General features: G+C 68.3%; 22 protein-coding genes. 15 read left to right on the forward strand and 7 right to left on the reverse strand.

Annotation, left to right across the window (positions count from 1 at the left end; translation table 11 throughout):
• Positions 1 to 13: 13 nt before the first annotated feature.
• Positions 14 to 673 carry an O-methyltransferase gene (locus DMB80_RS10695; RefSeq protein ID WP_111509834.1) on the forward strand — a complete coding sequence of 220 codons (660 nt, stop codon included), beginning with the start codon at positions 14 to 16 and terminating at the stop codon, positions 671 to 673.
• Here DMB80_RS10695 and DMB80_RS10700 read toward each other — a convergent pair.
• The 6 genes from DMB80_RS10700 to DMB80_RS10725 are packed head-to-tail and all read right to left on the reverse strand — an operon-like array spanning position 670 to position 6,543.
• A complete protein-coding gene (locus DMB80_RS10700; RefSeq protein WP_111509835.1) occupies positions 670 to 1,455 on the reverse strand; it encodes a TauD/TfdA dioxygenase family protein in 786 nt (261 codons plus the stop codon). The genes DMB80_RS10695 and DMB80_RS10700 overlap by 4 nt on opposite strands.
• Positions 1,452 to 2,477, reverse strand: a complete 1,026-nt coding sequence (locus DMB80_RS10705; RefSeq protein ID WP_205538615.1) for a D-alanine--D-alanine ligase family protein — start codon at positions 2,475 to 2,477, stop codon at positions 1,452 to 1,454. Before DMB80_RS10705 ends, DMB80_RS10700 begins: the two co-directional genes overlap by 4 nt.
• On the reverse strand, positions 2,464 to 3,825 hold the full coding sequence (locus tag DMB80_RS10710) for an ATP-grasp domain-containing protein (RefSeq protein ID WP_240431113.1): 1,362 nt from the start codon (positions 3,823 to 3,825) through the stop codon (positions 2,464 to 2,466). The genes DMB80_RS10705 and DMB80_RS10710 overlap by 14 nt, the downstream gene beginning before the upstream one ends.
• 10 nt (positions 3,826 to 3,835) lie before the next feature.
• Positions 3,836 to 4,648: an O-methyltransferase gene (locus DMB80_RS10715; protein ID WP_111509836.1), complete on the reverse strand. Its 813-nt coding sequence runs from the start codon at positions 4,646 to 4,648 to the stop codon at positions 3,836 to 3,838.
• Positions 4,641 to 5,858 (reverse strand): sedoheptulose 7-phosphate cyclase, encoded by a 1,218-nt coding sequence (locus DMB80_RS10720; protein WP_111509837.1) that lies wholly within the window; start codon positions 5,856 to 5,858, stop codon positions 4,641 to 4,643. The genes DMB80_RS10715 and DMB80_RS10720 overlap by 8 nt, the downstream gene beginning before the upstream one ends.
• Before the next feature lie 19 nt (positions 5,859 to 5,877).
• A complete protein-coding gene (locus tag DMB80_RS10725) occupies positions 5,878 to 6,543 on the reverse strand; it encodes an HAD family hydrolase (RefSeq protein WP_111509838.1) in 666 nt (221 codons plus the stop codon).
• A 200-nt stretch (positions 6,544 to 6,743) separates the two neighbouring features.
• Here DMB80_RS10725 and DMB80_RS10730 point away from each other — a divergent pair, with 200 nt between their 5' ends.
• The 14 genes from DMB80_RS10730 to DMB80_RS28085 all read left to right on the forward strand — a co-directional run bounded on the left by DMB80_RS10730 (position 6,744) and on the right by DMB80_RS28085 (position 18,158).
• Positions 6,744 to 7,316 (forward strand): TetR family transcriptional regulator, encoded by a 573-nt coding sequence (locus DMB80_RS10730; protein WP_111509839.1) that lies wholly within the window; start codon positions 6,744 to 6,746, stop codon positions 7,314 to 7,316.
• On the forward strand, positions 7,313 to 8,086 hold the full coding sequence (locus tag DMB80_RS10735; RefSeq protein WP_111509840.1) for a DAPG hydrolase family protein: 774 nt from the start codon (positions 7,313 to 7,315) through the stop codon (positions 8,084 to 8,086). Before DMB80_RS10730 ends, DMB80_RS10735 begins: the two co-directional genes overlap by 4 nt.
• A gap of 23 nt (positions 8,087 to 8,109) precedes the next feature.
• Positions 8,110 to 8,493 (forward strand): SRPBCC family protein, encoded by a 384-nt coding sequence (locus DMB80_RS10740; protein ID WP_111509841.1) that lies wholly within the window; start codon positions 8,110 to 8,112, stop codon positions 8,491 to 8,493.
• Positions 8,494 to 8,533: 40 nt separating this feature from the next.
• On the forward strand, positions 8,534 to 8,818 hold the full coding sequence (locus DMB80_RS10745) for a GlsB/YeaQ/YmgE family stress response membrane protein (protein ID WP_046362452.1): 285 nt from the start codon (positions 8,534 to 8,536) through the stop codon (positions 8,816 to 8,818).
• On the forward strand, positions 8,819 to 9,259 hold the full coding sequence (locus tag DMB80_RS10750; protein ID WP_073684046.1) for an SRPBCC family protein: 441 nt from the start codon (positions 8,819 to 8,821) through the stop codon (positions 9,257 to 9,259).
• 187 nt (positions 9,260 to 9,446) lie between these two features.
• Positions 9,447 to 11,051, forward strand: coding sequence for a thiamine pyrophosphate-binding protein (locus tag DMB80_RS10755; protein ID WP_111509842.1), 1,605 nt, complete (start codon positions 9,447 to 9,449; stop codon positions 11,049 to 11,051).
• A gap of 10 nt (positions 11,052 to 11,061) precedes the next feature.
• Positions 11,062 to 12,519 carry a sodium:solute symporter family protein gene (locus DMB80_RS10760; RefSeq protein ID WP_111509843.1) on the forward strand — a complete coding sequence of 486 codons (1,458 nt, stop codon included), beginning with the start codon at positions 11,062 to 11,064 and terminating at the stop codon, positions 12,517 to 12,519.
• 108 nt (positions 12,520 to 12,627) lie between these two features.
• A complete protein-coding gene (locus tag DMB80_RS10765; protein ID WP_111509844.1) occupies positions 12,628 to 13,635 on the forward strand; it encodes a substrate-binding domain-containing protein in 1,008 nt (335 codons plus the stop codon).
• Entirely contained in the window at positions 13,632 to 14,627 is a 996-nt protein-coding gene (locus tag DMB80_RS10770) for an ABC transporter permease (protein ID WP_111509845.1), read from the forward strand. Before DMB80_RS10765 ends, DMB80_RS10770 begins: the two co-directional genes overlap by 4 nt.
• Entirely contained in the window at positions 14,624 to 15,412 is a 789-nt protein-coding gene (locus tag DMB80_RS10775) for an ATP-binding cassette domain-containing protein (RefSeq protein ID WP_048424940.1), read from the forward strand. The genes DMB80_RS10770 and DMB80_RS10775 overlap by 4 nt, the downstream gene beginning before the upstream one ends.
• Positions 15,390 to 16,298, forward strand: coding sequence for a PfkB family carbohydrate kinase (locus tag DMB80_RS10780; RefSeq protein ID WP_111509846.1), 909 nt, complete (start codon positions 15,390 to 15,392; stop codon positions 16,296 to 16,298). Before DMB80_RS10775 ends, DMB80_RS10780 begins: the two co-directional genes overlap by 23 nt.
• A complete protein-coding gene (locus DMB80_RS10785; protein WP_111509847.1) occupies positions 16,295 to 16,945 on the forward strand; it encodes a nucleoside/nucleotide kinase family protein in 651 nt (216 codons plus the stop codon). Before DMB80_RS10780 ends, DMB80_RS10785 begins: the two co-directional genes overlap by 4 nt.
• Complete coding sequence (locus tag DMB80_RS10790; RefSeq protein WP_111509848.1) at positions 16,942 to 17,949, forward strand: LacI family DNA-binding transcriptional regulator; 1,008 nt, start codon at positions 16,942 to 16,944, stop codon at positions 17,947 to 17,949. The genes DMB80_RS10785 and DMB80_RS10790 overlap by 4 nt, the downstream gene beginning before the upstream one ends.
• Before the next feature lie 68 nt (positions 17,950 to 18,017).
• Complete coding sequence (locus tag DMB80_RS28085) at positions 18,018 to 18,158, forward strand: hypothetical protein (protein ID WP_162938489.1); 141 nt, start codon at positions 18,018 to 18,020, stop codon at positions 18,156 to 18,158.
• Between the two features lie 266 nt (positions 18,159 to 18,424).
• Here DMB80_RS28085 and DMB80_RS10795 read toward each other — a convergent pair whose 3' ends face one another.
• The gene (locus tag DMB80_RS10795; RefSeq protein ID WP_111509849.1) at positions 18,425 to 19,294 is read right to left on the reverse strand and encodes a DUF732 domain-containing protein; all 870 of its coding nucleotides are present in this window, start codon (positions 19,292 to 19,294) and stop codon (positions 18,425 to 18,427) included.
• Positions 19,295 to 19,725 lie beyond the last annotated feature (431 nt).

Consider the following 19,725-nt stretch of genomic DNA (forward strand, 5'->3'; position numbering starts at 1 on the left):
TACCGTCGCAGGCGTGACGGATCCGGACTGGGTGTCTCTCGACCAACTGTTCACCGAGGTGCTGCACAGCGAGGACGACGTACTGCGGTCGGCTCGCGAGGCCGGGGTCGCGGCGGGCATGCCGGCCATCGAAGTGTCCCCGCAGCACGCGGCTCTGCTGTCGCTGTGGGTGCGCGTCGCCCAGGCCCGGCGAGTGCTCGAGATCGGCACGCTCGCGGGCTACAGCACGATCGCACTCGCCCGTGCCGTCGGTGCGCAGGGTTCGGTCATCAGCCTGGAGTTCGAAGCCGCACACGCCGAGGTGGCGCGGGCCAACCTGGCGCGTGCGGGGATGGATGACCGCGTGCAGGTGATCGTCGGCGCGGCGCTGGACACGCTGCCCACGCTGACCGATCGCGCGCCGTTCGATCTGGTGTTCATCGACGCCGACAAGGAGAACAACGTCGCCTATGTCGAGTGGGCGATCCGCCTCGGCCGGCCGGGCACGGTGATCATCGTCGACAACATCGCACGCTCGGGCCGGGTGCTGGATCCGCGTCCCGACGATCTGCAGGCCCGCGCCGTGCGGGACATGCTGACGATGATGGGGGAGCACCCGCGCCTGGACAGCGCGGCGATCCAGACCGTCGGCACCAAGGGCTGGGACGGCTTCGCCGTCGCGGTGGTGCGCTAACCCCAGCGCACCCCGTCCAGCACGGTCCCTCGGTGCATCACCCGGTCACCGACCACGCCACTGTGGTCGGCCTTGTGCATCACGCACCGGTTGTCCCAGATCACCACGTCGTGCGGGCGCCATGCGTGCCGAAGCACATTGTCCGGCTGGGTGGAATGCGTCAGCAGCTCATCGATGAGCTGCTCCGCGTCATCCGGCGCCATGCCGCTGATCTCGCGGCAGCGCTCCCGCGTCGACAGATACAGCGCGGTCCGGCCCGTCAGCGGGTGCCGCAGCGCGAGCGGATGCCGCGCGCTGGTCTCGGCGTCCCCGTCGAGGTCGAGGCCGGTGACGACGTGGGTGACCACGCGGTTGCGGATCTGCGCCTGCAGCTGACGGGGCAGCGTCGCGTAGGCGGTGTACTGGTTGGTGAACAGCGTCTGCCCGCCGCGTTCCGGCACCGTCACCGCACGCAGCGCCGTGTATGCGGGCGGGTTCCGCAGGTAGCTGGTGTCCACATGGAACGACGAGCGCGGCGTGCGTGTGCGCCCGACGTTCGTGATGACGTTGAGCTGCGGCGCCGCCGGCACCGGTGTCTCCCCGGTGGTGAACACCAGGGTGCCGAAGCTCTTGAGGAACTGCACGAACGCGTCGTCCTCGACGTGCTGATCGGGGAGCACGAGCACGCCGTGCACGGCAAGCAGTGCCCGCAGTTGCGAGGCCACCGCGGGGTTCAGCGGACCCACAGCGACCCCACGCACCTGTGCGCCGACGGGGTCGCGGGTGCTCACCTCGAGCGTCATGCTGCGATCCTCGCCTCGCCGCACAGCGTGTCGAACAGGTCGAGCACCGAATATCCCTGTGCAGCAGCCATCTTCGCGATCACGCTGGACGGCGCGAAGGAACAGTACGGTCCCGCTTCGAGGAACCACGGCGTGCCCTCGGGGTCGATGCGGAAGTCGAAGAGCCCGTAGTGCCGGCAGCCCAGCGCCGTGAAGCACGTACGTGCCGCGTCGAACACCGCCGCCTCGACCGGGTCGCCCGGAGCCACGATCCACGCCCGGCCGCCGTCGCCCGCGGTGAGCCGCAGCTCTCCGCCGCCCGAGCGCCCCAGCTTGTCGGCGGGCAACCGGATCGGGGCGTTCAGCGCGTACTCCTCCAGCGGCAGGCACACCAATTGACCGCCGATGTCGAGGACGCCGCAACGCACCTCGCGGCCGAGGGGGATGAAGGTCTCGACCAGCACGTCGGTGCTGTGGCCGGCTGCCAGCGCGACCGCGGCGGCCAACTCGGCGCGCTCGGTGACCAGGGACACCCCCACCGAGTTGTCCGACCGAGCGGGTTTGACGACGAGCGGCAGCGGCAGGTCGACCTCGTCGGCGTGTGTCACGAGCCGGCCGGCGGGCACGGTGACCCCGCGGGCGGCGACGAGGGCGCGGGCCACTGCCTTGTCGGCGGTGTTGGCCATCACCTCGGCGGGGTTGCCGAGGAACGGTAGGCCGAGCAGATCGAGCAACGCCCGATAGGACGTCATGCCCGGCAGGCAGAACATCTGCGGCAGAATCACATCCGGTCGCATCTGCGCCAACCGCGCGATACCGGCTGTCGCCGAGAGCGGTTCCGCAGCGGCCAGACTGCCTGCGTCCAGCCCCTCGGGAAACTGCCACGTGCCGCCGGGTGCCACGTACGCGAAGCGCACATGGTGCCGCGCTGCGAGCGCCTCGGCGCTGGCGCGCGCGTAGAGCCGTGACAGTTCGGCGTGGAACTCGTCGACGGGAGAACCCACCAATTGAACGATGCTGCGGCGCACGTCAATCCCCGCCATTCTCCACGAGCTTGCCGATGTTGAAATCGATGCGGCGCCAGCCTCGTCGTCGCCTCAGGTTGCTCACCAACAGCGCGGGGATCTGCAGGTGGTACACGCCGAGGTAGGGCAGCGGGTCCCATGCCGCGAAGATCGCGTCGCGACCCCGAGCGATCACGCGCAGGCGACGCAAACGGTCGGGTCCGCGCAGAAGGCGCCACAGTTCGTGATAGATCCAATAGGTCGGCGTCGAACCCGGCTGCGGGGTGATCGTCGGATGCCCGTCGGTGAGGTAGGCGTGCGCCACATCCGGATGGTCGTGGAACATCGTGATCGCGCTGTGGGTGCGCGGGTTGCACTCGATGGCGTAAGGCCGACCGTCAGCGCCTTCGATGAAGTCGAACGAGATCTGCCCGCTGACACGGGTCGCGGCAGCGAAACGTTCCACCCATGAGCGGATCTCGGGCTTGTCCACGAAGCTGTAGTTCAGCTGCACCGCCGAGGACTCGCAGCAGCCGTACACGGTGACGACGCCGTCGCGCAGGGTGGAGTGCGTGCAGTACTCCTGGCCCTCGACGTATTCCTGCAGCAACCACGGGTCACTGGGGGAGATGTCGAGTGATCGGGCGAAAGCTACGTTCTTCGAGGGTGTTTCGCGGCGCAGCCGGGTCAGGTCCGTCCGGCCGACGGGGTTGTAGGCCAGCCGCTTGAGCACATACGAGCGGCCGGGTACGAAGTCGAAACGCTCGACGTCGACAGGGTCGGTGATCAGCGCGCATTCCGGCACCGGCAGGTTCAGCGACGTGCACAGCGTGCTGAAGTCACGCTTGTCGTCGAGAGTCGCGATCAGTGCAGCAGAGCCGTGCAGCACCTCGCAACGATCGCCGACGAGATCGGCCACGGCCGCCTCGGGGACGCTGGCCGCAGGGCTCGACACCGGGACGAAGACGTCCACACCTTCGCGAATGATGATGTCCGCCAGTGCCTGCGGGTAGCGCGGGTCGGCCGCGTCGGGGAGGCAGTGGAAGGCGTCGACCGCGCGGGAGAAGCGGTGTCCGGTGAGGCGGTACTTGGCGGATTCGGCGAGCACCACCCGGTGCCCGGCCAGGTGGAACGCCCGCGCGAGGTGGAGGGCCTTGGTCATCTTGCCGCCGCTGACGAGCACCGTCCGCGGGGTGTCGGCGGCGCGCACGGCCGGGCGGGGTGCGCGGCGCAGCAGTGCCCCGACGACGATCGCGAGGTCGACGGGAAGGGTGGCCGTGAGGCCGGCGAGGACGGTGAGGGTGCGGGCGGCGTCCCGGGTCGGGGTGGGACGCCGCACCGCACCCACCGGGGCGGCCCGATCTGTGGGGTGGGTGGCAAGGGTCATGAGAACCGTGTCATCGCGGTAGGGGTCGGATCAGCGTGAGCCCGTCGCGCACGGGGATCAGCACCTGCTCCGTCCTCGGGTCGGCGACCAGCGCCCGGTTGAATTCGGTGATGGCCAAGCCGTTCTCGGTGGTGGCGCCCGTCCACGGCTGGCCTTGCATCAGCGTGTTGTCGACGGCGATCACCGCGTCGGGGGCCAGCAGCGTCGAGTCGAGGAGCAGATCCAGGTAGCCCTGGTACCCACCCTTGTCGGCGTCGATGAACACGAAGTCGAACGATTCTTCTCCTGCGGCGGCCATCCGCCGCAGGGTCTGGAGAGCCGGACCGAGTTCGATGCGGATCCGATGGCCGGCGTCGGACCTGTCGAACGCCGCACGGGCCACCTGCGCTGCACCTGGGTCGATCTCGCAGGCCACCACCGTGCCGAAATCGGGTAGCGCCTCGGCCATGGCAAGTGCGGAATAGCCGGTGAACATGCCGATCTCGAGGACCCGCACCGCCGAGGACATCCGGACCAGGAACTTCAGCAGCTGACCTTCGACGTGCCCGGACAGCATCTCCTGCTCGAGGCCGTCGTGCCACGCGTGAGCGCTGGTGGCGCGGGCCAGTTCGGCCAGTTCCGGTGACTCCTCCGTCGTGCCCGCGGTCACGTAGGAGTCCAGTCCGGTCGCCAGATCGCTTGCCCGCGAAAGCTTCTCGAGAACCTCACCGCTGACCGTGCCGCTCAGCTGGTCGCACAACTCGGTGAGCTGCGCGGCGAGGATCGAGGTCGGCGTGACCGGCCTCGGTATGACAGGCCCTGGTGTGGCGACCGTGTCAGGCATCGACGGTGTCATAGGTGAAGGCGTCGACGCCGTCACCTCCGCGGTCGAACTCGGCGCACAGCTTCTTGTGCAGAGTGAGCGTGTCGACGAGCTCGTCGACGGTCACATCGTTGAGGAAGCGGCAGCTGCCGATCGGATCGGGAACTGCGGCCCGCAGGATGCCGTCGCGGGCGCGCAGGATCGCCGAGGTGGCCGTCTCCAGCAGCTCCGGCGTCAAGTACTCGGAGTCCAGCGCGAGACCCAAGGCGCTCATCGTCGTGAGCACGCGGTCGCGTTCACCGGCGGTGAGCAGGCCACGCCGTTCGGCCAGCGTGACCGAGAACGCCATGTCGATGTTGATCGCGTGGCCGTGGAAGAACGGCGTCGTCGGGGTCAGCTCCAACGTCGGACTCCACGTGTGCCCGAATGCGATCACCCGGTCCAGGTCGATCTCGTGCAGATTGGGCGCTTCGAGCTCGAGCATCGTGGCGATCGCCTCGTAGGTGAGCCGATGCGCAACCGAGCGCAACCGCTCGTCGCCGCCGAGGTGGCCGAAGCGCGTGGTGAGCAGCTCGGGGCCGAAACGCTCGAGCATGTCGAAGATCTCGGCGTTGCCGACCACCGAGATCTTGATCAACTCGGCCATGCCGTTGCGGATCTGGTCTTCGGGCAGGGTCTTGAGGAACGAGAAGTCCAGCAACACCTGGCGCGACGCGTGGTAGGCGCCGAGCCGGTTCTTGTGGTGTCCGTGGTTGACCGCGACCTTGATCGACACGCTCGCGTCGATGAGACCGATCAGGGTGGTGGGGATGCGCAGGTACGGGGTGTTGCGGCGGTAGCTCGCGCAGGCGAATCCCGCGACATCGGTGGTCAATCCGCCACCGACGACCAGCACGGGTTCGGTTCGTACCAAGCCGTATTCGTCGAATGCGGTGACGATCCGCTCGAACGTCTCCAGCGACTTCGCGGTTTCGTGGATGTGCACGCCGATGACCGTCAGCTCGATCCCGTAGTGGGCGAAGTAGGCGTCGATGCTGTCGCGGTAGAGGTCGTAGACCACCTCGTCGATCACCATCAGGGTGCGGCCGTACGGCAGATAGGCCTCGGCCAGTTCGCGGTTGGCGACATCGAAGACGCCGTTGACGTAGGTGAGGTCATAGGAGATGCGCTCGTAGCCTTCGACGTGAAAGTTGCTCTCGGAGGCGGTGACTCGCGCGGTGAGGTCGCTCATGGAAGGTCCGTTCGGGAGATCAGGCGGCGGCCAGGGACACGACGCGGTCGGCGTCGAGCTGGTCGGCGATGTCGGTGGCGTCGGCGAACTCGGCGCCGGCGGTGTTGGCGTTGGGGAAGGCGATGCAGCGCAGTCCGGCAGCCCGTGCAGCGCGCACGCCACCCTCGTTGTCTTCGATGGCCACGGCGTCGGCGGGGGTGAGGCCCAGCCAGTCCAGCGCCAGCACGTACGCCGCCGGTGCCGGCTTCTTCTCCTCGACGTGGTCGTCGTACACGATCACGTCGAAGGTGGAGGCGTCGACCTGCGGGTCCAGCGCGGCGAGCAGCGCGTCGACGTTGGCCTTGGAGGTCGTGGTGACGAAGCCGAGCTTGTGTCCGGCCGCCTTGGCGTGCTCGATGGTCTCCCGTACGCCGGGCCGCAGGATCAGCGTGACGTGGCCCAGGAGCTGCTGGAAGAGCTGCGATTTGGTGGCGTGGACGGCAGCAGCGTCGACGTCCTCGCCACGGTCTGCCGCGAAGTCGGCGATGCGCTGGGCGCCGCCGTTGCCGCCGAGCATGCTGCGGTACTCGTCCTGTGACCAGTTCCAGTCCAGGCCGTGCTGCGCGAACGCGTCGTTGAAAGCCTGACGCTGCAGTTCCGAGGTGTCGGCGAGTGTGCTGATCGATCCGAAAAGAATGGCGGGCATGAGAATTCCCTTCTCAGAGAGAGAGTTTCGAGCACGTTTCCCCGGGCGCCCGGTGCTGGAGCGGATCGGAGGAAAAGCTGTCTATCGACCGTTTCTGGATCTACAGTTCATTAGTACACAGGCCAGTCACTAATGAAAACCCCGTTCATCGATTCAGATTCTGACGCGTTGGTGACACACCCCGATCGGAAGGCGCCACCGTGCCCAGCAGTGCCGACATGCCAGGACAGGACGCGCGGGTGGCTCGGACCCGAGCCGATGTCGCACGCGCGGCGCTGGCGGTGTTGCGGGCCGCCGGCTTCGACGACCTCACCCATGCCCGGGTCGCCGAGCAGGCCGGCTATTCCAAGACGACGCTGTACGCCCACTGGCCCTCGCGGCTCGACCTGCTACGCCTCGCGCTCGATGCGCTGGGCACGCTGCCACACCCCCGGCCCACCGGGGACCTGCGGACGGACCTGGTCGCCGAGCTGACGGCGTTTCGCGGTTCCCTGGCCGACCTGCGGCTGGACCGGGTGCTGTGCGGGCTGGCCGACGGATCCGCGGGAGCCGACGCGGCGCCGTTGCGTGACCGGATCACCGCCGAGGCGCAGTACGGGCTGCGAGAGCTCCTCGCTCCGTGGTTCGCCGGGACGCGGTTGGACGCGGCGCTGTCGATGCTCACCGGGGTGGTGGCCTGCCCGTCGTTGATGGTCGGCGCACTGCCCGACGACGCGGCTCTGGCGGCGGCGGTGGACATGCTGCTCGGATCGGGTGAAGACTCTGCGATGTGACGGGCTACCTGGGGTACCGGGCCGGTGACGACGACACCGCGTGGGGCGCCTTCTTCGATCCGCACATGGCGCCGCTGTCCCAGCACGTCGTCGCCGCGCTGCACCACGGACCGCAAGCCGGTGAGTTGCTGCTCGACTTCGCCTGCGCAGCAGATCTTCTCGACAGCGGATACCACCCGACTGAGGACGGCTACGCACGCGCGGCCGACGGCAGCGTCGCGGTCGCAGTGCGCACCGACATGCCGGGAGTGACGCCGGCGATGTGGGAGTGGTGGTTCGGCTGGCACGGCAGCGATGCCCGGCGCTACAAACTGTGGCACCCGCGAGCCCACGTCTCGGCGCGGTGGGCCGATGGTGGCGGTGACGGCAGCTACGTCGGGCGCACCTCCCTCGTCGAGGAATACCTCGGCTCGGCGTTGACCAAGGCTGCCATCCGTTTCGTCCCGCCCGCCGAGCTGGGGCTGCCTCCGAGCCGGCTGGGTGACTCCGTGGCGGTGTGCGCACGGCTCGGCTCGGCCGACCTGCCCGTGGACATCGGCTGGCTGGTGCACCAGATCCGCCCCGTCGCCGGAGGTGCGGAGATGCGCTCGCGGTTCTGGATGGGCGGCCCGCATGTCCAGTTCCGGCGGCCGATCCCATTGCCCGGCAGACTCATTCGTCCGATCGCCGGACTGCAACTACCCGATCCGCGCGACCTGATGGTGCACTGCGCGCAGGAGATGAGCCATCTCGCGGGATTCCTGCCCGAGCTCCACGCGCGATTCACCTGACGCTGCACGGGTACCCCGCAGCCGTGTGGACAGTGAGCAGACGGATTCCCGCGCCCGCCGACACGGTGTGGCAACTTCTGACCGATCTCGATGCGTGGCCCTCCTGGGGGCCCACCGTCGCCGGCGCCGAACTCGACCGCGGTGCCTTCGAACTCGGGGCGACCGGTCGGGTGTGGACCCCTGTCGGCATCCCGCTGCCGTTCACCATCACCGAACTCGACCCGGGCAGGACCTGGGCGTGGCGGGTGGCCGGCGTGCCTGCGACCCGCCACGGTGTGGAACCCGCAGCGGGCGGCTGCCGCGCCTGGATGAGTGCGCCCGTCTGGGCGCCCGCCTATTTACCGGTTCTCGCTGTGGGTTTGCGCCGGATCGGCGACATGGCGATTGATTCTGGCGCAGACGGGTAACTCTGCGGCGGTCGGATCACCGCTCAGCGAGGAGAACATCATGATCGGAACAATCATCGGGGCCATCGTCGTCGGGCTGATCGTCGGCGCACTGGCCCGCCTGGTCATGCCCGGCAAGCAGAACATCGGCGTCATCATGACGATCGTGCTCGGCGCCCTCGGTTCGTTCCTCGGCTCGTGGGTGACCTACAACCTGGCCGGCTACTCGAACAGCAACGGCGGCTTCGCGATCATCCCGTTCCTCGTCGGCATCATCGTGGCGATCGTGCTGATCGCGGCCTACCTCGGCATCACCGGCAAGCGCAGCACCGGACCCCGCGTCTAGATGGCGGTCAGCGAAACCCGCGAGACCGTCATCGAGGCGTCTCCCGCGGAGATCTTGGACGTCCTGTACGACCTGGAGTCGCTCACCGAGTGGTCGTCGGCGCACCAGAAGGTCGAGATCCTCGAACGCGACGACGACGGCAGACCCAAGCGGTCCCGCCAAGTGGTCAAGATCGTCGGGATCAATGACGAACAGGTGCTCGACTACTCGGTGCACGACGACGGGGTCAGCTGGACGCTCGTGAGCTCGCAGCAGCAGCGTGCCCAGGAGGGCCGCTACACGCTGACTCCGGATGGCGATCGCACCCACGTGAGATTCGACCTGACCGTCGATCCGACGGTGCCGCTACCTGGCTTCCTGGTCAAAAGAGGCGCCAAGGGTTTGATGGAAACGGCCACCGACGGTCTGCGCAAGAGGGTGGAGTCCCGAAAAGGCCAATAGATTTTTCTGGCCCGCATCGCCGGCACATCGTGCATCTGGCCGGCCCCCGACGTGGTGTTCAGACGTGATCGACTGCCGTGCGTCGGCATTCGGTGACACCAGTCGTGGGCTCGGTGAACGAACTGTTGCGGCTGGTGAGCTGCGGCCCTAGCGTGGGGCCACCGCGAACCCCCGGCCAGAAAGATCCGTGATGGACCGCAACGGTGGCGACGTCGTCGTCGAGACGCTGACCGCGCTCGGCGCCAGCCACGTCTTCGGCATACCTGGGCAGAACGCGCTGGGGCTGTTCGACGCTATCTGGCGCAGCGACCTCACGTTCGTCAGCTCCCGCGTGGAGAACAACGCGGCGTTCGCCGCCGACGGGTATGCCCGCGCCACCGGAGAGGTCGGTGTGCTGTTCCTGTCGACCGGGCCCGGCGCACTGACCGCGCTCGGTGCCCTGCAGGAGGCTCACGCGTCGGGCGTGCCGGTACTCGTGATCGCAAGCCAGGTGCCACGCGCCTACCTGGGGCTGCGGCGCGGCGCCCTGCACCAGCTCGACGACCAGGCGCGCAGCGCGGTCAACGTCACGAAAAGCACTGCGGTGGCGATGAACTCGGGCCAGTTGCCGACGTTGCTCGCCGATGCGTGGTCGTTGGCGCAGTCCGCACCCGCCGGTCCGACATGGGTGGAGATCCCCCAGGACGTCCTCCTGGAACCGGCTGATGGTCCGCCGGTGACGTCAGTGCACACCGCGGTGACGGCGCGGGCACCCGGCGACGACGTCGTCGCCGCGGCGGTCGCCCGCCTTGAAGCCGCACGACGGCCGGTGATACTGGCGGGAGGCGGTGTGCGTCGCTCGCCGGGCGGTTCCGAGGCTTTGGTCGCGCTCGCCGAGGCGCTCGATGCGCCGGTGGTCTCGACCGTCGGCGGCAAAGGCGCCATCCGCTTCGACCACCCCCTCTCGGCGGCCTCCTGGATCGAGGACCGGTACACCACCGATCTGCTGGCCGGCGCCGACGTCCTGCTCGCTGTGGGGACCGCGCTGGGCGAGGTCACGAGTAACTACCGCACCCTCGAACCCGCCGGCACTGTCATCCACGTCGATGCCGAAGCGCGCGTACTCGGCGCCAACCACCCTGCGCTGAGCGTCCATGCCGATGCCGCGCAGGCGTTGAGCGCACTCGCGCAGCGGGTCACCCGCCGCGACAGCGATGACGGCGCGCGGATCGCCGCTGACCTGCGAACAGCGGTCGAAGAGCGGCTGGCCGCCCAGAACCTGGACATCGAGCGCACCCTCATGAGCGATCTGCGGCGAGCGGTTCCCGCTGCGGCACAGACGTTCTGGGACATGACGATCGCCGGCTACTGGGCGTGGTCGGTCTGGGATCCGCTCGACGGCGAGTTCCACAGCGCCCAGGGTGCCGGCGGGCTCGGCTTCGCCTTCCCCGCGGCGCTGGCCGCAGCGCTCGGCACGGGGCAGCGCACGCTGGCGGTCACCGGCGACGGCGGGGCCATGTACTCGATCGCCGAACTGGCCACTGCCCGCCAGCACGACGCGGACGTCACCTGGCTGATCGTCGATGACGGCGGCTACGGAATCCTGCGCGAGTACATGACCGACGCCTTCGGTCAGGCGACCGCCACCGAGCTCGCCCGCCCCGACTTCGCCGCTCTCGCAGCCAGTTTCGGCGTCCCCGCGCACATCGCATCCGTAGCGACGGTCGGTGCCGTCGTCGAGGAGACGTTCGGCACCCGCGGGCCCGCCGTCGTCGTGCTGCCTGCGCACCTCACGATGTTCTCCGCCACCTAGGAAGGTCACCATGGGCAAGCCGCTCGACATCGCGATCATCGTGGTCTACCTGTTGGCCATGCTGGCCTTCGGGTTCTGGGGGAGAACCAGAACCAAGGATTCAGCAGACTTCCTGGTCGCCGGCCGGCGGCTGGGCCCGGTCCTCTACACCGGCACGATGGCCGCCGTGGTGCTCGGCGGTGCGTCGACGGTCGGCGGCGTCGGGCTGGGCTACAAGTGGGGCCTGTCGGGCATGTGGCTGGTGGTGGCGATCGCGATCGGACTGCTCGCGCTGAGCCTGTTCTTTGCCGGCCGTATCCAGCGGCTGCGGGTCTACACCGTGGCCCAGATGCTGTCGCTGCGTTACGGCATGGACGCCACATCGGCATCGGGCATCGTCATGGCGGCCTACACGCTGATGCTGTCGGTGACCTCGACGATCGCGTACGCCACCGTGTTCAACGTGCTGTTCGGCACCGACCGCACCGTGTCGGTGATCATCGGCGGTGCGGTGGTGATGCTGTATTCGGCCATCGGAGGCATGTGGTCGATCACGCTCACCGACATGGTGCAGTTCATCCTCAAGACCATCGGCATCTTCGCGCTGATGCTGCCTTTCACCCTAAACAAGGCGGGCGGCTTCGCCGGTATCCGCGAACGTGCCGGTGACGCGGTGTTCGACCTCGGCGCCATCGGATTGCCCACGATCATCACGTTTTTCGTCGTCTACAGCTTCGGCATGCTGATCGGTCAGGACATCTGGCAACGGGTGTTCACCGCGCGCTCACCGCAGGTCGCCAAGTGGGGTGGCACGGCCGCGGCGCTGTACTGCGTCTGCTACGGCATCGCCGGCGCGATCATCGGCATGGCGGCGGCGACGTTCCTGCCCGAGGTCGAGGTCCGCGACGACGTGTACGCGCAGATCGCGGAAACCATTCTGCCCGTGGGCATCAGCGGCCTGGTGCTGGCCGCGGCGGTCGCGGCCATGATGTCGACCGCATCGGGTGCGTTGATCGCCACCGCGACGGTCACCCGTACCGACGTGAAGCCGTTGCTGCAGAGGATGTTCGGCCGTACGCCCGACTCCGAGCGGGAGGTCGACGACGTGCATTCCGACCGGCGCTACGTGGTGGTGCTCGGCATCGTGGTCATCGTCATCGCCGCGCTACTCAACGATGTGGTCGCCGCGCTGACGATCGCCTACGACATCCTCGTCGGCGGGCTGCTGGTCGCGATCCTCGGCGGCTTCCTGTGGAAGCGCGCCACCGGCGCGGGAGCGTTGTGGTCGATGGCGGTGGGCACCGTGGTCACTCTCGCCACCATGGCCATCGTCGGCGATGTACTGGCCAACGAGCCGATCTACTACGGCCTGGCATCGAGCCTGGTCGTCTACGTGGTCGTGAGCCTGGCGACGTCGCGCACCGACACCGCGGTGCTGGCCGAGTGGGACGACCGGCTGGCGGGCCGCGAGCGCAGCGACGTTCGGTAACCATTTCTGTGCAAGTTTGCGAAAGCGCATGCGCAAGCGCTTGCCTCCTGCTTAGGCTCCTGCCCAACCGCGGCGCGTCGGGCGTCGCCCGGGGACAAAGGAGTCCACATGGTCGGGAAACCCAGTCGGTCCGTCATCGGTTCGGTTGTGCTGGCGGGAGCGCTCGTCCTGGGCATGACCGGCTGTAGCGGCGGCTCCGGCTCGGACAGCGTCAAGGTAGGGCTGATCACCAAGACCGACTCCAACCCCTACTTCGTCAAGGTCCGCGAGGCCGCCCAGGCGCAGGCCGACAAGGACGGCGCCCAGTTGATCGCGCTCGCCGGTGCCTTCGACGGGGACAACGAGGGCCAGGTCACCGCGATCGAGAACATGGTCGGCCAGGGCGTGAAGGGCATTCTCATCACACCCAACTCGTCGACCGGCGTGCTCGACGCGATCAAGAGGGCACGCGACGCGGGCGTCATCGTCATCGCGCTCGACACCGCGACCGATCCTGAAGACGCCGTCGACGCCACCTACGCCACCGACAACAAGGCCGCCGGCGTCAGCCAGGGCAAGTGGGTCAAGGCGGCCATCGGCAACGCCGCCCCGCAGGTGGTGATGCTCGACGGCACCCCCGGCGGCACCGTCGACACGTTCCGCCACGACGGCTTCCTCGAGGGCTTCGGCATCACCAACGGCTCGCCGGAGATCGTCGGCCAGGAGAGCACCAACGGCGATCAGACCAAGGCGCAGACCGCGATGGAGAACATCCTGCAGCGCGCGCCGCGCATCAACGCGCTCTACACGATCAACGAACCCGCGGCCGCCGGCGCCTATCAGGCCATCCAGTCCGCGGGTCGCGCCAACCAGATCACGATCGGCTCGATCGACGGCAGCTGCACCGGCGTCGCGGACGTGAAGGCCGGCAAGATCGGCGCCACCGTCATGCAGTTCCCGGCGAAGATGGCCGAACTAGGCGTACAGGCCGTCGTCAAGTACGCCAAGGACGGCACCAAGCCCACCGGTTTCAACGACACCGGCTCGCAGCTCATCACCGACAAGCCCATGCCCGGCATCGAGTCCAAGGACACCGCCTGGGGTGAGCAGAACTGCTGGGGCACTGCCGGATCATGACGGGCGGCGTTGCACCACAGACGAAACCGCCGCTGTCGAGCCGGTTGACGGCATCGAACCTGTTGCGCGAGCCGCTGCTGGGTCCCCTGGTCGCGCTGGTGTTGGCGATCGTCGTCTTCAGCGTCATCTCGGACTCGTTCCTCGAGCCGCAGAACGTCTCGCTGATCCTGCAGCAGTCGGTGGTCGTCGGCATCCTGGCGGTCGGGCAGACGCTGATCATCCTCACCTCCGGAATCGACCTGTCGATCGGCGCGGTGGCGGTGTTCGGCACCATCGTGATGGCCCAGAGTGCCGGCGCGAACGGACCGGTCGTCGCGCTGGGCTCCACGCTGCTGGTGTGCGTGGTGTTCGGCGCGCTCAACGGTGGGCTGGTGACCGCGCTGCGGTTGCCGCCGTTCATCGTCACCCTCGGCACGTTCACCGCGATCCAGGCCGCGACGCGGCTGCTCGCCGGTTCGGAGACCTACCGGGTGACGCCGGGCCCGCTGACGTTCCTGGGTACGTCGTTCCGCATCGGCAGCTTTTCGACGACGTACGGCGTCGTCGCGATGCTGCTGGTCTATCTGGTGACGTGGTACGCGTTGTCCCAAACCGCCTGGGGCAAGCACGTCTACGCCGTCGGCGGTAACCCGCAGGCGTCCGATCTGTCGGGCATCAAATCCGGCCGGGTGCTGCTGTCGGTGTACATCACCACCGGGGTGATCGCCGCGATCGCGGCGTGGGCGGCGCTGGGCCGCATCCCGAATGCCGATCCGAACGCCTACCAGAACGCCAACCTCGAGACCATCACCGCGGTGGTCATCGGCGGCACCAGCCTGTTCGGTGGCCGTGGTGGTGTGGTCGGCACGCTCGTCGGCACGCTGATCGTCGGCGTGCTGCGCAACGGTCTCACCCAGGCCGGGGTCGACAACCTCTACCAGAACATCGCCACCGGGGTCCTGGTGATAGTCGCGGTGGCCGTGGATCAGTTCACCCGCAGGAGGTCACGATGACGACCGGGAAAAGCCCTGTTCTGGAAGCGCGCGGCCTGGTCAAGAAGTACGGCAACGTCACCGCGATCAACGGCGCCGACTTCGAGCTGCGCGCCGGCGAGGTGCTCGCGGTCATCGGCGACAACGGCGCAGGCAAGAGCAGCTTGATCAAAGCCCTTGCCGGGGCGGTGATTCCGGACTCGGGCCAGATCCTGATGAACGGCCAGCCGGTGTCGTTCAAGAACACCCGCGACGCCCGCGCCGCCGGGATCGAGACGGTGTACCAGGATCTCGCCGTGGTACCCGCCCTCGACATCGCCTCCAACCTGTATCTCGGTCGCGAGGTCCGGCGAAAGGGAATCGCGGGCAGCGTGTTCCGTCGTCTCGACATGCCGCGGATGCGCCAGGACGCCTCGAAGCACCTGGCCGATTTGAAGATCGGGATCAAGGCGGTCAGCCAGGCCGTCGAGACACTGTCGGGCGGTCAGCGCCAAGGTGTCGCGGTGGCACGGGCCGCAGCGTTCGGTCGCGGGGTGATCATCATGGACGAACCGACCGCCGCACTCGGCGTCCGCGAGTCCGGCCAGGTGATCGACCTGATCAAATCCATTCGCGACCGCGGCATTCCGGTGGTGCTCATCAGCCACGACATGCCGCACGTCTTCGAAGTGGCCGACCGCATCCACATCCACCGGCTGGGGCAGCGCGCCGGGGTCGTCGACCCGAAGAGCAGGTCGATGTCCGAAGTGGTGGCCCTGATGACCGGCGCGGAGGAGCCGACCGATGAGGAACGCGCCGGCCTCTGAGCCGCGGGGGATCTTCGTCGGGTTGGCGACCCTGGACGTGATCCACCGCATCGACGAACCGCCGCGGGCGAACCAGAAGATCACCGCCGCAGCCCAATTCGTGGCCGCCGGCGGTCCGGCTGCCAACGCGGCGGTCACGTTCGCGGCGCTCGGCGGGCAGGCGGTGCTCGTCACCGCCCTCGGCACGGACCCGGTCGCTGACCTCGTGCGCAGCGATCTGACGGCCCACGGAGTCGAGGTGATCGACGCCGCAGCGGGGGTGCCGCGACCGGTCCCGGTGTCAAGCGTGTCGGTGGTGGATGCGACCGGGGACCGGTCCGTGGTCTCGCTCGACGCGGTGGCCTCCGAGGTGCCGGCACCGCCGGCACTCGACAGCCTGATCGCCGGTGCCGACGTCGTCCTCGTCGACGGGCACCACCCCGTGATCGGTCTCGCCGCGGCGCGTTCCGCGACCCGGCAGCACGTGCCGTGCGTCGTCGACGCCGGGCGCTGGAAACCGGTGATGGCCGACCTGATCCCGAACGCGCCGGACATGGTGTGCTCCGGCGACTTTCGCACTCCCGGCACCGACAGTGCCGAGGCGACCGCCGCCGCGCTGCTCGCCGACGGGGTATCCACCGTCGTCATCACCGACGGCGGGGCACCGGTCCGGTGGTGGTCGGGCGGCGAGGCCGGCAGCGTCGAGGTGCCCACCGTGGACGTTCGCGACACCCTGGGCGCCGGGGATGCGTTCCACGGCGCATACTGCTACTTCGGCGCGGCCGGCGTTGTCCGCCTGGCTGAGCGCGTGGAGGCGGCGGCGCGAGTGGCCGCGCTGCGGTGCTCGGTGATCGGACCACGGGCCTGGCTGGCCCAACTCTCCCACGACCGAAGGCGGCACCGGTGACCATCGAGCAGGACGTCGACAGCGCCACCGTCGAGGAGCTGATCGACTGGGCGCGGGCGCTCGTCACGCCCGGCACCCGGCGCATCCTCGGACTCACCGGTGCACCGGGGGCCGGAAAGTCCACGGTCGCAGAACAACTCGTCGCGGCGCTGGGACCCCAGGATGCCGTGCTCGTGCCGATGGACGGTTTCCACCTGGCCAACGAGGTGCTGCTCGACCTGGGGCGGCGGGACCGCAAGGGCGCACACGACACGTTCGATGACGACGGCTACGCCCGGCTGCTCGCGGCCTTGAAGGCCCAGCGCGACGGTGACGCCGTGATCTACGCCCCCCGGTTCCGGCGGGAGATCGAGGAGCCGATCGGATCGTCGATCCCGGTGCACCCGTCGACCCCGCTGGTGGTCACCGAGGGCAACTACCTACTGCTGGACTCCGGTGCCTGGCCCGCCGCCCGGGCCTGCCTCGACGAGGTCTGGTTCCTGGCCCCCGACACCGGGATTCGGCACGAACGCCTGGTGCGCCGGCACGAGGCGTTCGGCAAGACACCCGAGGAAGCGCAGTTCTGGGCGTTGGGTTCCGACGAACGCAACGCCCAGCTGATCGAGTCGACGGCGGCCCGGGCCGACCGCATCCTGCAGCTGCCATGACCACGATGGGCGACGTCGCGCGCCTGGCCGGGGTGTCGGCGTCGACGGTGTCGCACGTGATCAACGGAACCCGGCGGGTGGACACCGGAACCCGCCTGCGCGTCGAGGCGGCGATCGCCGAGACCGGGTACCGCCGCAACGGCGTGGCCCGCTCGCTGGCGGCCGGGCGCACGCACACGGTCGGCCTGTCGATCTCGGCGCTGACCAACCCGTACTTCGGCAGCCTGGTCCACGCGGTGGAAAGGGCGCTGTCGGAGGCAGGTTACGTGTTGATCGTCGGCGACTCCCACGACGATGCCGAATCCGAGAAGCGGGTCACCGACTCGCTGCTGGACCGGCAGGTCGACGGGCTGATCGTGGCTCCGGCGGCCGGCTCGGAGCGGACGACGCTGCCGGCGATCGTGCGTACCGGAACCCCGCTGGTGCTCATCGACCGCGCTGTCGACATCGACTGCGATCAGGTCGGTCCCGAGAACGTCGAGTCGGCGCGTGCCCTCACCGAGCACCTCCTCGACCGGGGGCACCGGCGGATCGCGGTGGTCCGCGGTATCGCCGGGATCTCGTCGACCGTGGAACGATTCGACGGGTACGTGGCGGCGCTGGCCGCGCACGGCATCCCGCTCGATCCCGACCTCGTCATCGAGGGTGAGTCGAGCACCGATGTCGCCGAACGCTCGGTGCGCGCCGCGATGGCCGGGGAGAACCGGCCCACCGCACTGGTGTCGATGAACAACGCGATGACGATCGGGGCCCTCAAGGCGCTGCGCAGCCTGGACCTGTCGATCCCGTCGGACGTGGCGTTCGCCTGCTACGACGACTTCGAGTGGTCGGATCTGTTCGAGCCCAAGCTCACCGCGGCGGCGCAGGACGTCGAGACCATCGGCGCCACCGCGGCGCAACTGCTGTTGCGTCGCGTGCGCGCGGAAGACGGTGCAGCGCAACGCATCCAGGTGCCGACGACGTTCCACCACCGCAACTCGTGCGGGTGCCGGACCGTGGTGTGATGTCCGGCTCGCGGTGTCGGGCCAGAGCTCCCGCCAGCCGCTTTTGGGCGGAGACGAGGTCGTCACTCATGGCGAGCAACTTGTCGCGTTCGACCAGGAATGTGACCGTGGGGATGGGCTCGGCTGCGGTCACCCGGTCGTCGCCGCGTCAGATCTGTGCGCCGGTGCAACGGATGTTCGCCTCGTTCTCCTCCTCGTCGATCGCGTAGCCGCGCGCCCGTAGAGCCCGCCCGCGTGTGCGACGGCCCCAGTCCTCGTCGGCCTTCTGGGGTGGGTGAGGGTAGGCGATCGGCGGAGGCCGAGCAAGGCTACGCGTGGTGAGCGCTCGTTGGCGAAGTAGGGTTCGAGCACGCCTAGCGGGAGGTGAATCGCCGACTTCACGCCGCTCGTGGGCGTTGCCGGACGACTTGGGAAGAGGTCGTCCCGCTCGTGTAGCCGTATGACGCGGCGGTAGCACTAGCCGTAGGTGGGGCCGCTAGCTGAACTGTGGGCAATACACCGCGATGGAGGTCTCCAGAATCGCCTGCTCAACTTCCGGGGTGTTGGTGCTGTCGATCGCGGCCAAAATTTGATCATCATTCCAGCCCTGAGCCTTCCAACTGCACAGCGTTGGCGCTGCTGCGATAGCCGATTGCCCACTCCCGCCTCCTGGAACAATGCCGTATCGATCCTTCAAAGTTGCGATGAATCTCTGTTCCGGCGGCATCGCTGAGATCGCGTCTTGGCCTGGACCCTGTATGTCCGGGCAGTAGTGCTTTGCCGCAACCCGAGTGAATCGGGTCGCCTGCGGTCGTGACCACTCGGGATTGTTGCGAAGGACTGCGTCGACGGAGTTGATCATTGTGTAAGTCCCCGCTGGGTACTTGTTCGGCTCCTCGTGCACGAGTGCACACAACCCGTGCGCCATGTCGATGACGTACTGCGGGTCCTGATCGCTGACCGGCACGCCGTAGCTGCGAAGTTCGGCCACGTACGCGGCATCGGTTGCGTCGAGCTGCGGGCCTGGAGGAGGAGTCGAAGACGTCAGTGCAGGCGGGAGCGCCGCGGGCGTGGTCGACGGAGGCGCCGAAGCTGCAGGGTGCGAGGGCAGCGGCTGGCCGGATACATTTGGCTCCACGGCTCCAATCAATTTCACCGCGCTCACCGCGGCGGCCGACGCGATGACCACGGCGCTCACGCCGACCGCAATAGCGGTGATCCGGCCCGGCGTGAGGCGTCGCGGCGGTTCCCAGTCCTCGCCGTCATCAAGTGACCACGCGGCATGCGCCTCGGTCTCGTCGACGGCCGCACCGAGTTCAGTGGGCGCCAGACCGGTGGGTGCGTCGTCTTCGCCAGCTTCCCCCATGTGCGAATCGTAAGAGCCGGCACAAGCTCCTGTGATTGTTTCGGACTTCACTGCGGTGCGGCTTCCCGAATGATCCGCAGAGTCGCTTAATGGCCAGTTGCGCGGGCCGAACAGAAGCGCTGTATCTCCGGCACCGCACTACCCGCGGTAGACCTCGAACGTCCAGTCCACTGACAAACACATGACACTTCGAACTCCGCCAGGTCAATGCGAAAGCCACCAGTTGTGGCCGCGACCATACGCGAAAGCACCTCAGCAGCCCAACGATTCGTGCGGATTAACGGCGCGCATGCGTTGACGAAATCTTCAGTTATCGGCATCGGGTGATCGCGCAGCGAAATTGTTGTCTCAGAACCGAGTCCGTGGTGACATTGCGGCGCCGCAGCGATGGCCCTCCGTCCGACGGCTCCATAGGGAAGCTTGCCACGCGG

It is taken from the genome of Mycobacterium kyogaense (assembly GCF_003254575.1).
GTDB classification, from domain to species: domain Bacteria; phylum Actinomycetota; class Actinomycetes; order Mycobacteriales; family Mycobacteriaceae; genus Mycobacterium; species Mycobacterium kyogaense.

Coding starts and splice junctions, on each gene's coding strand:
- DMB80_RS10790 (WP_111509848.1), top strand. CDS start 16,942: ATGACCACGATGGGCGACGTCGCGCGCCTGGCCGGGGTGTCGGCGTCG.
- DMB80_RS10715 (WP_111509836.1), bottom strand. CDS start 4,648: ATGCCTGACACGGTCGCCACACCAGGGCCTGTCATACCGAGGCCGGTC.
- DMB80_RS10750 (WP_073684046.1), top strand. CDS start 8,819: ATGGCGGTCAGCGAAACCCGCGAGACCGTCATCGAGGCGTCTCCCGCG.
- DMB80_RS10795 (WP_111509849.1), bottom strand. CDS start 19,294: ATGGGGGAAGCTGGCGAAGACGACGCACCCACCGGTCTGGCGCCCACT.
- DMB80_RS10765 (WP_111509844.1), top strand. CDS start 12,628: ATGGTCGGGAAACCCAGTCGGTCCGTCATCGGTTCGGTTGTGCTGGCG.
- DMB80_RS28085 (WP_162938489.1), top strand. CDS start 18,018: ATGGCGAGCAACTTGTCGCGTTCGACCAGGAATGTGACCGTGGGGATG.
- DMB80_RS10760 (WP_111509843.1), top strand. CDS start 11,062: ATGGGCAAGCCGCTCGACATCGCGATCATCGTGGTCTACCTGTTGGCC.
- DMB80_RS10780 (WP_111509846.1), top strand. CDS start 15,390: ATGAGGAACGCGCCGGCCTCTGAGCCGCGGGGGATCTTCGTCGGGTTG.
- DMB80_RS10705 (WP_205538615.1), bottom strand. CDS start 2,477: ATGGCGGGGATTGACGTGCGCCGCAGCATCGTTCAATTGGTGGGTTCT.
- DMB80_RS10775 (WP_048424940.1), top strand. CDS start 14,624: ATGACGACCGGGAAAAGCCCTGTTCTGGAAGCGCGCGGCCTGGTCAAG.
- DMB80_RS10770 (WP_111509845.1), top strand. CDS start 13,632: ATGACGGGCGGCGTTGCACCACAGACGAAACCGCCGCTGTCGAGCCGG.
- DMB80_RS10700 (WP_111509835.1), bottom strand. CDS start 1,455: ATGACGCTCGAGGTGAGCACCCGCGACCCCGTCGGCGCACAGGTGCGT.
- DMB80_RS10725 (WP_111509838.1), bottom strand. CDS start 6,543: ATGCCCGCCATTCTTTTCGGATCGATCAGCACACTCGCCGACACCTCG.
- DMB80_RS10745 (WP_046362452.1), top strand. CDS start 8,534: ATGATCGGAACAATCATCGGGGCCATCGTCGTCGGGCTGATCGTCGGC.
- DMB80_RS10710 (WP_240431113.1), bottom strand. CDS start 3,825: ATGACCCTTGCCACCCACCCCACAGATCGGGCCGCCCCGGTGGGTGCG.
- DMB80_RS10720 (WP_111509837.1), bottom strand. CDS start 5,858: ATGAGCGACCTCACCGCGCGAGTCACCGCCTCCGAGAGCAACTTTCAC.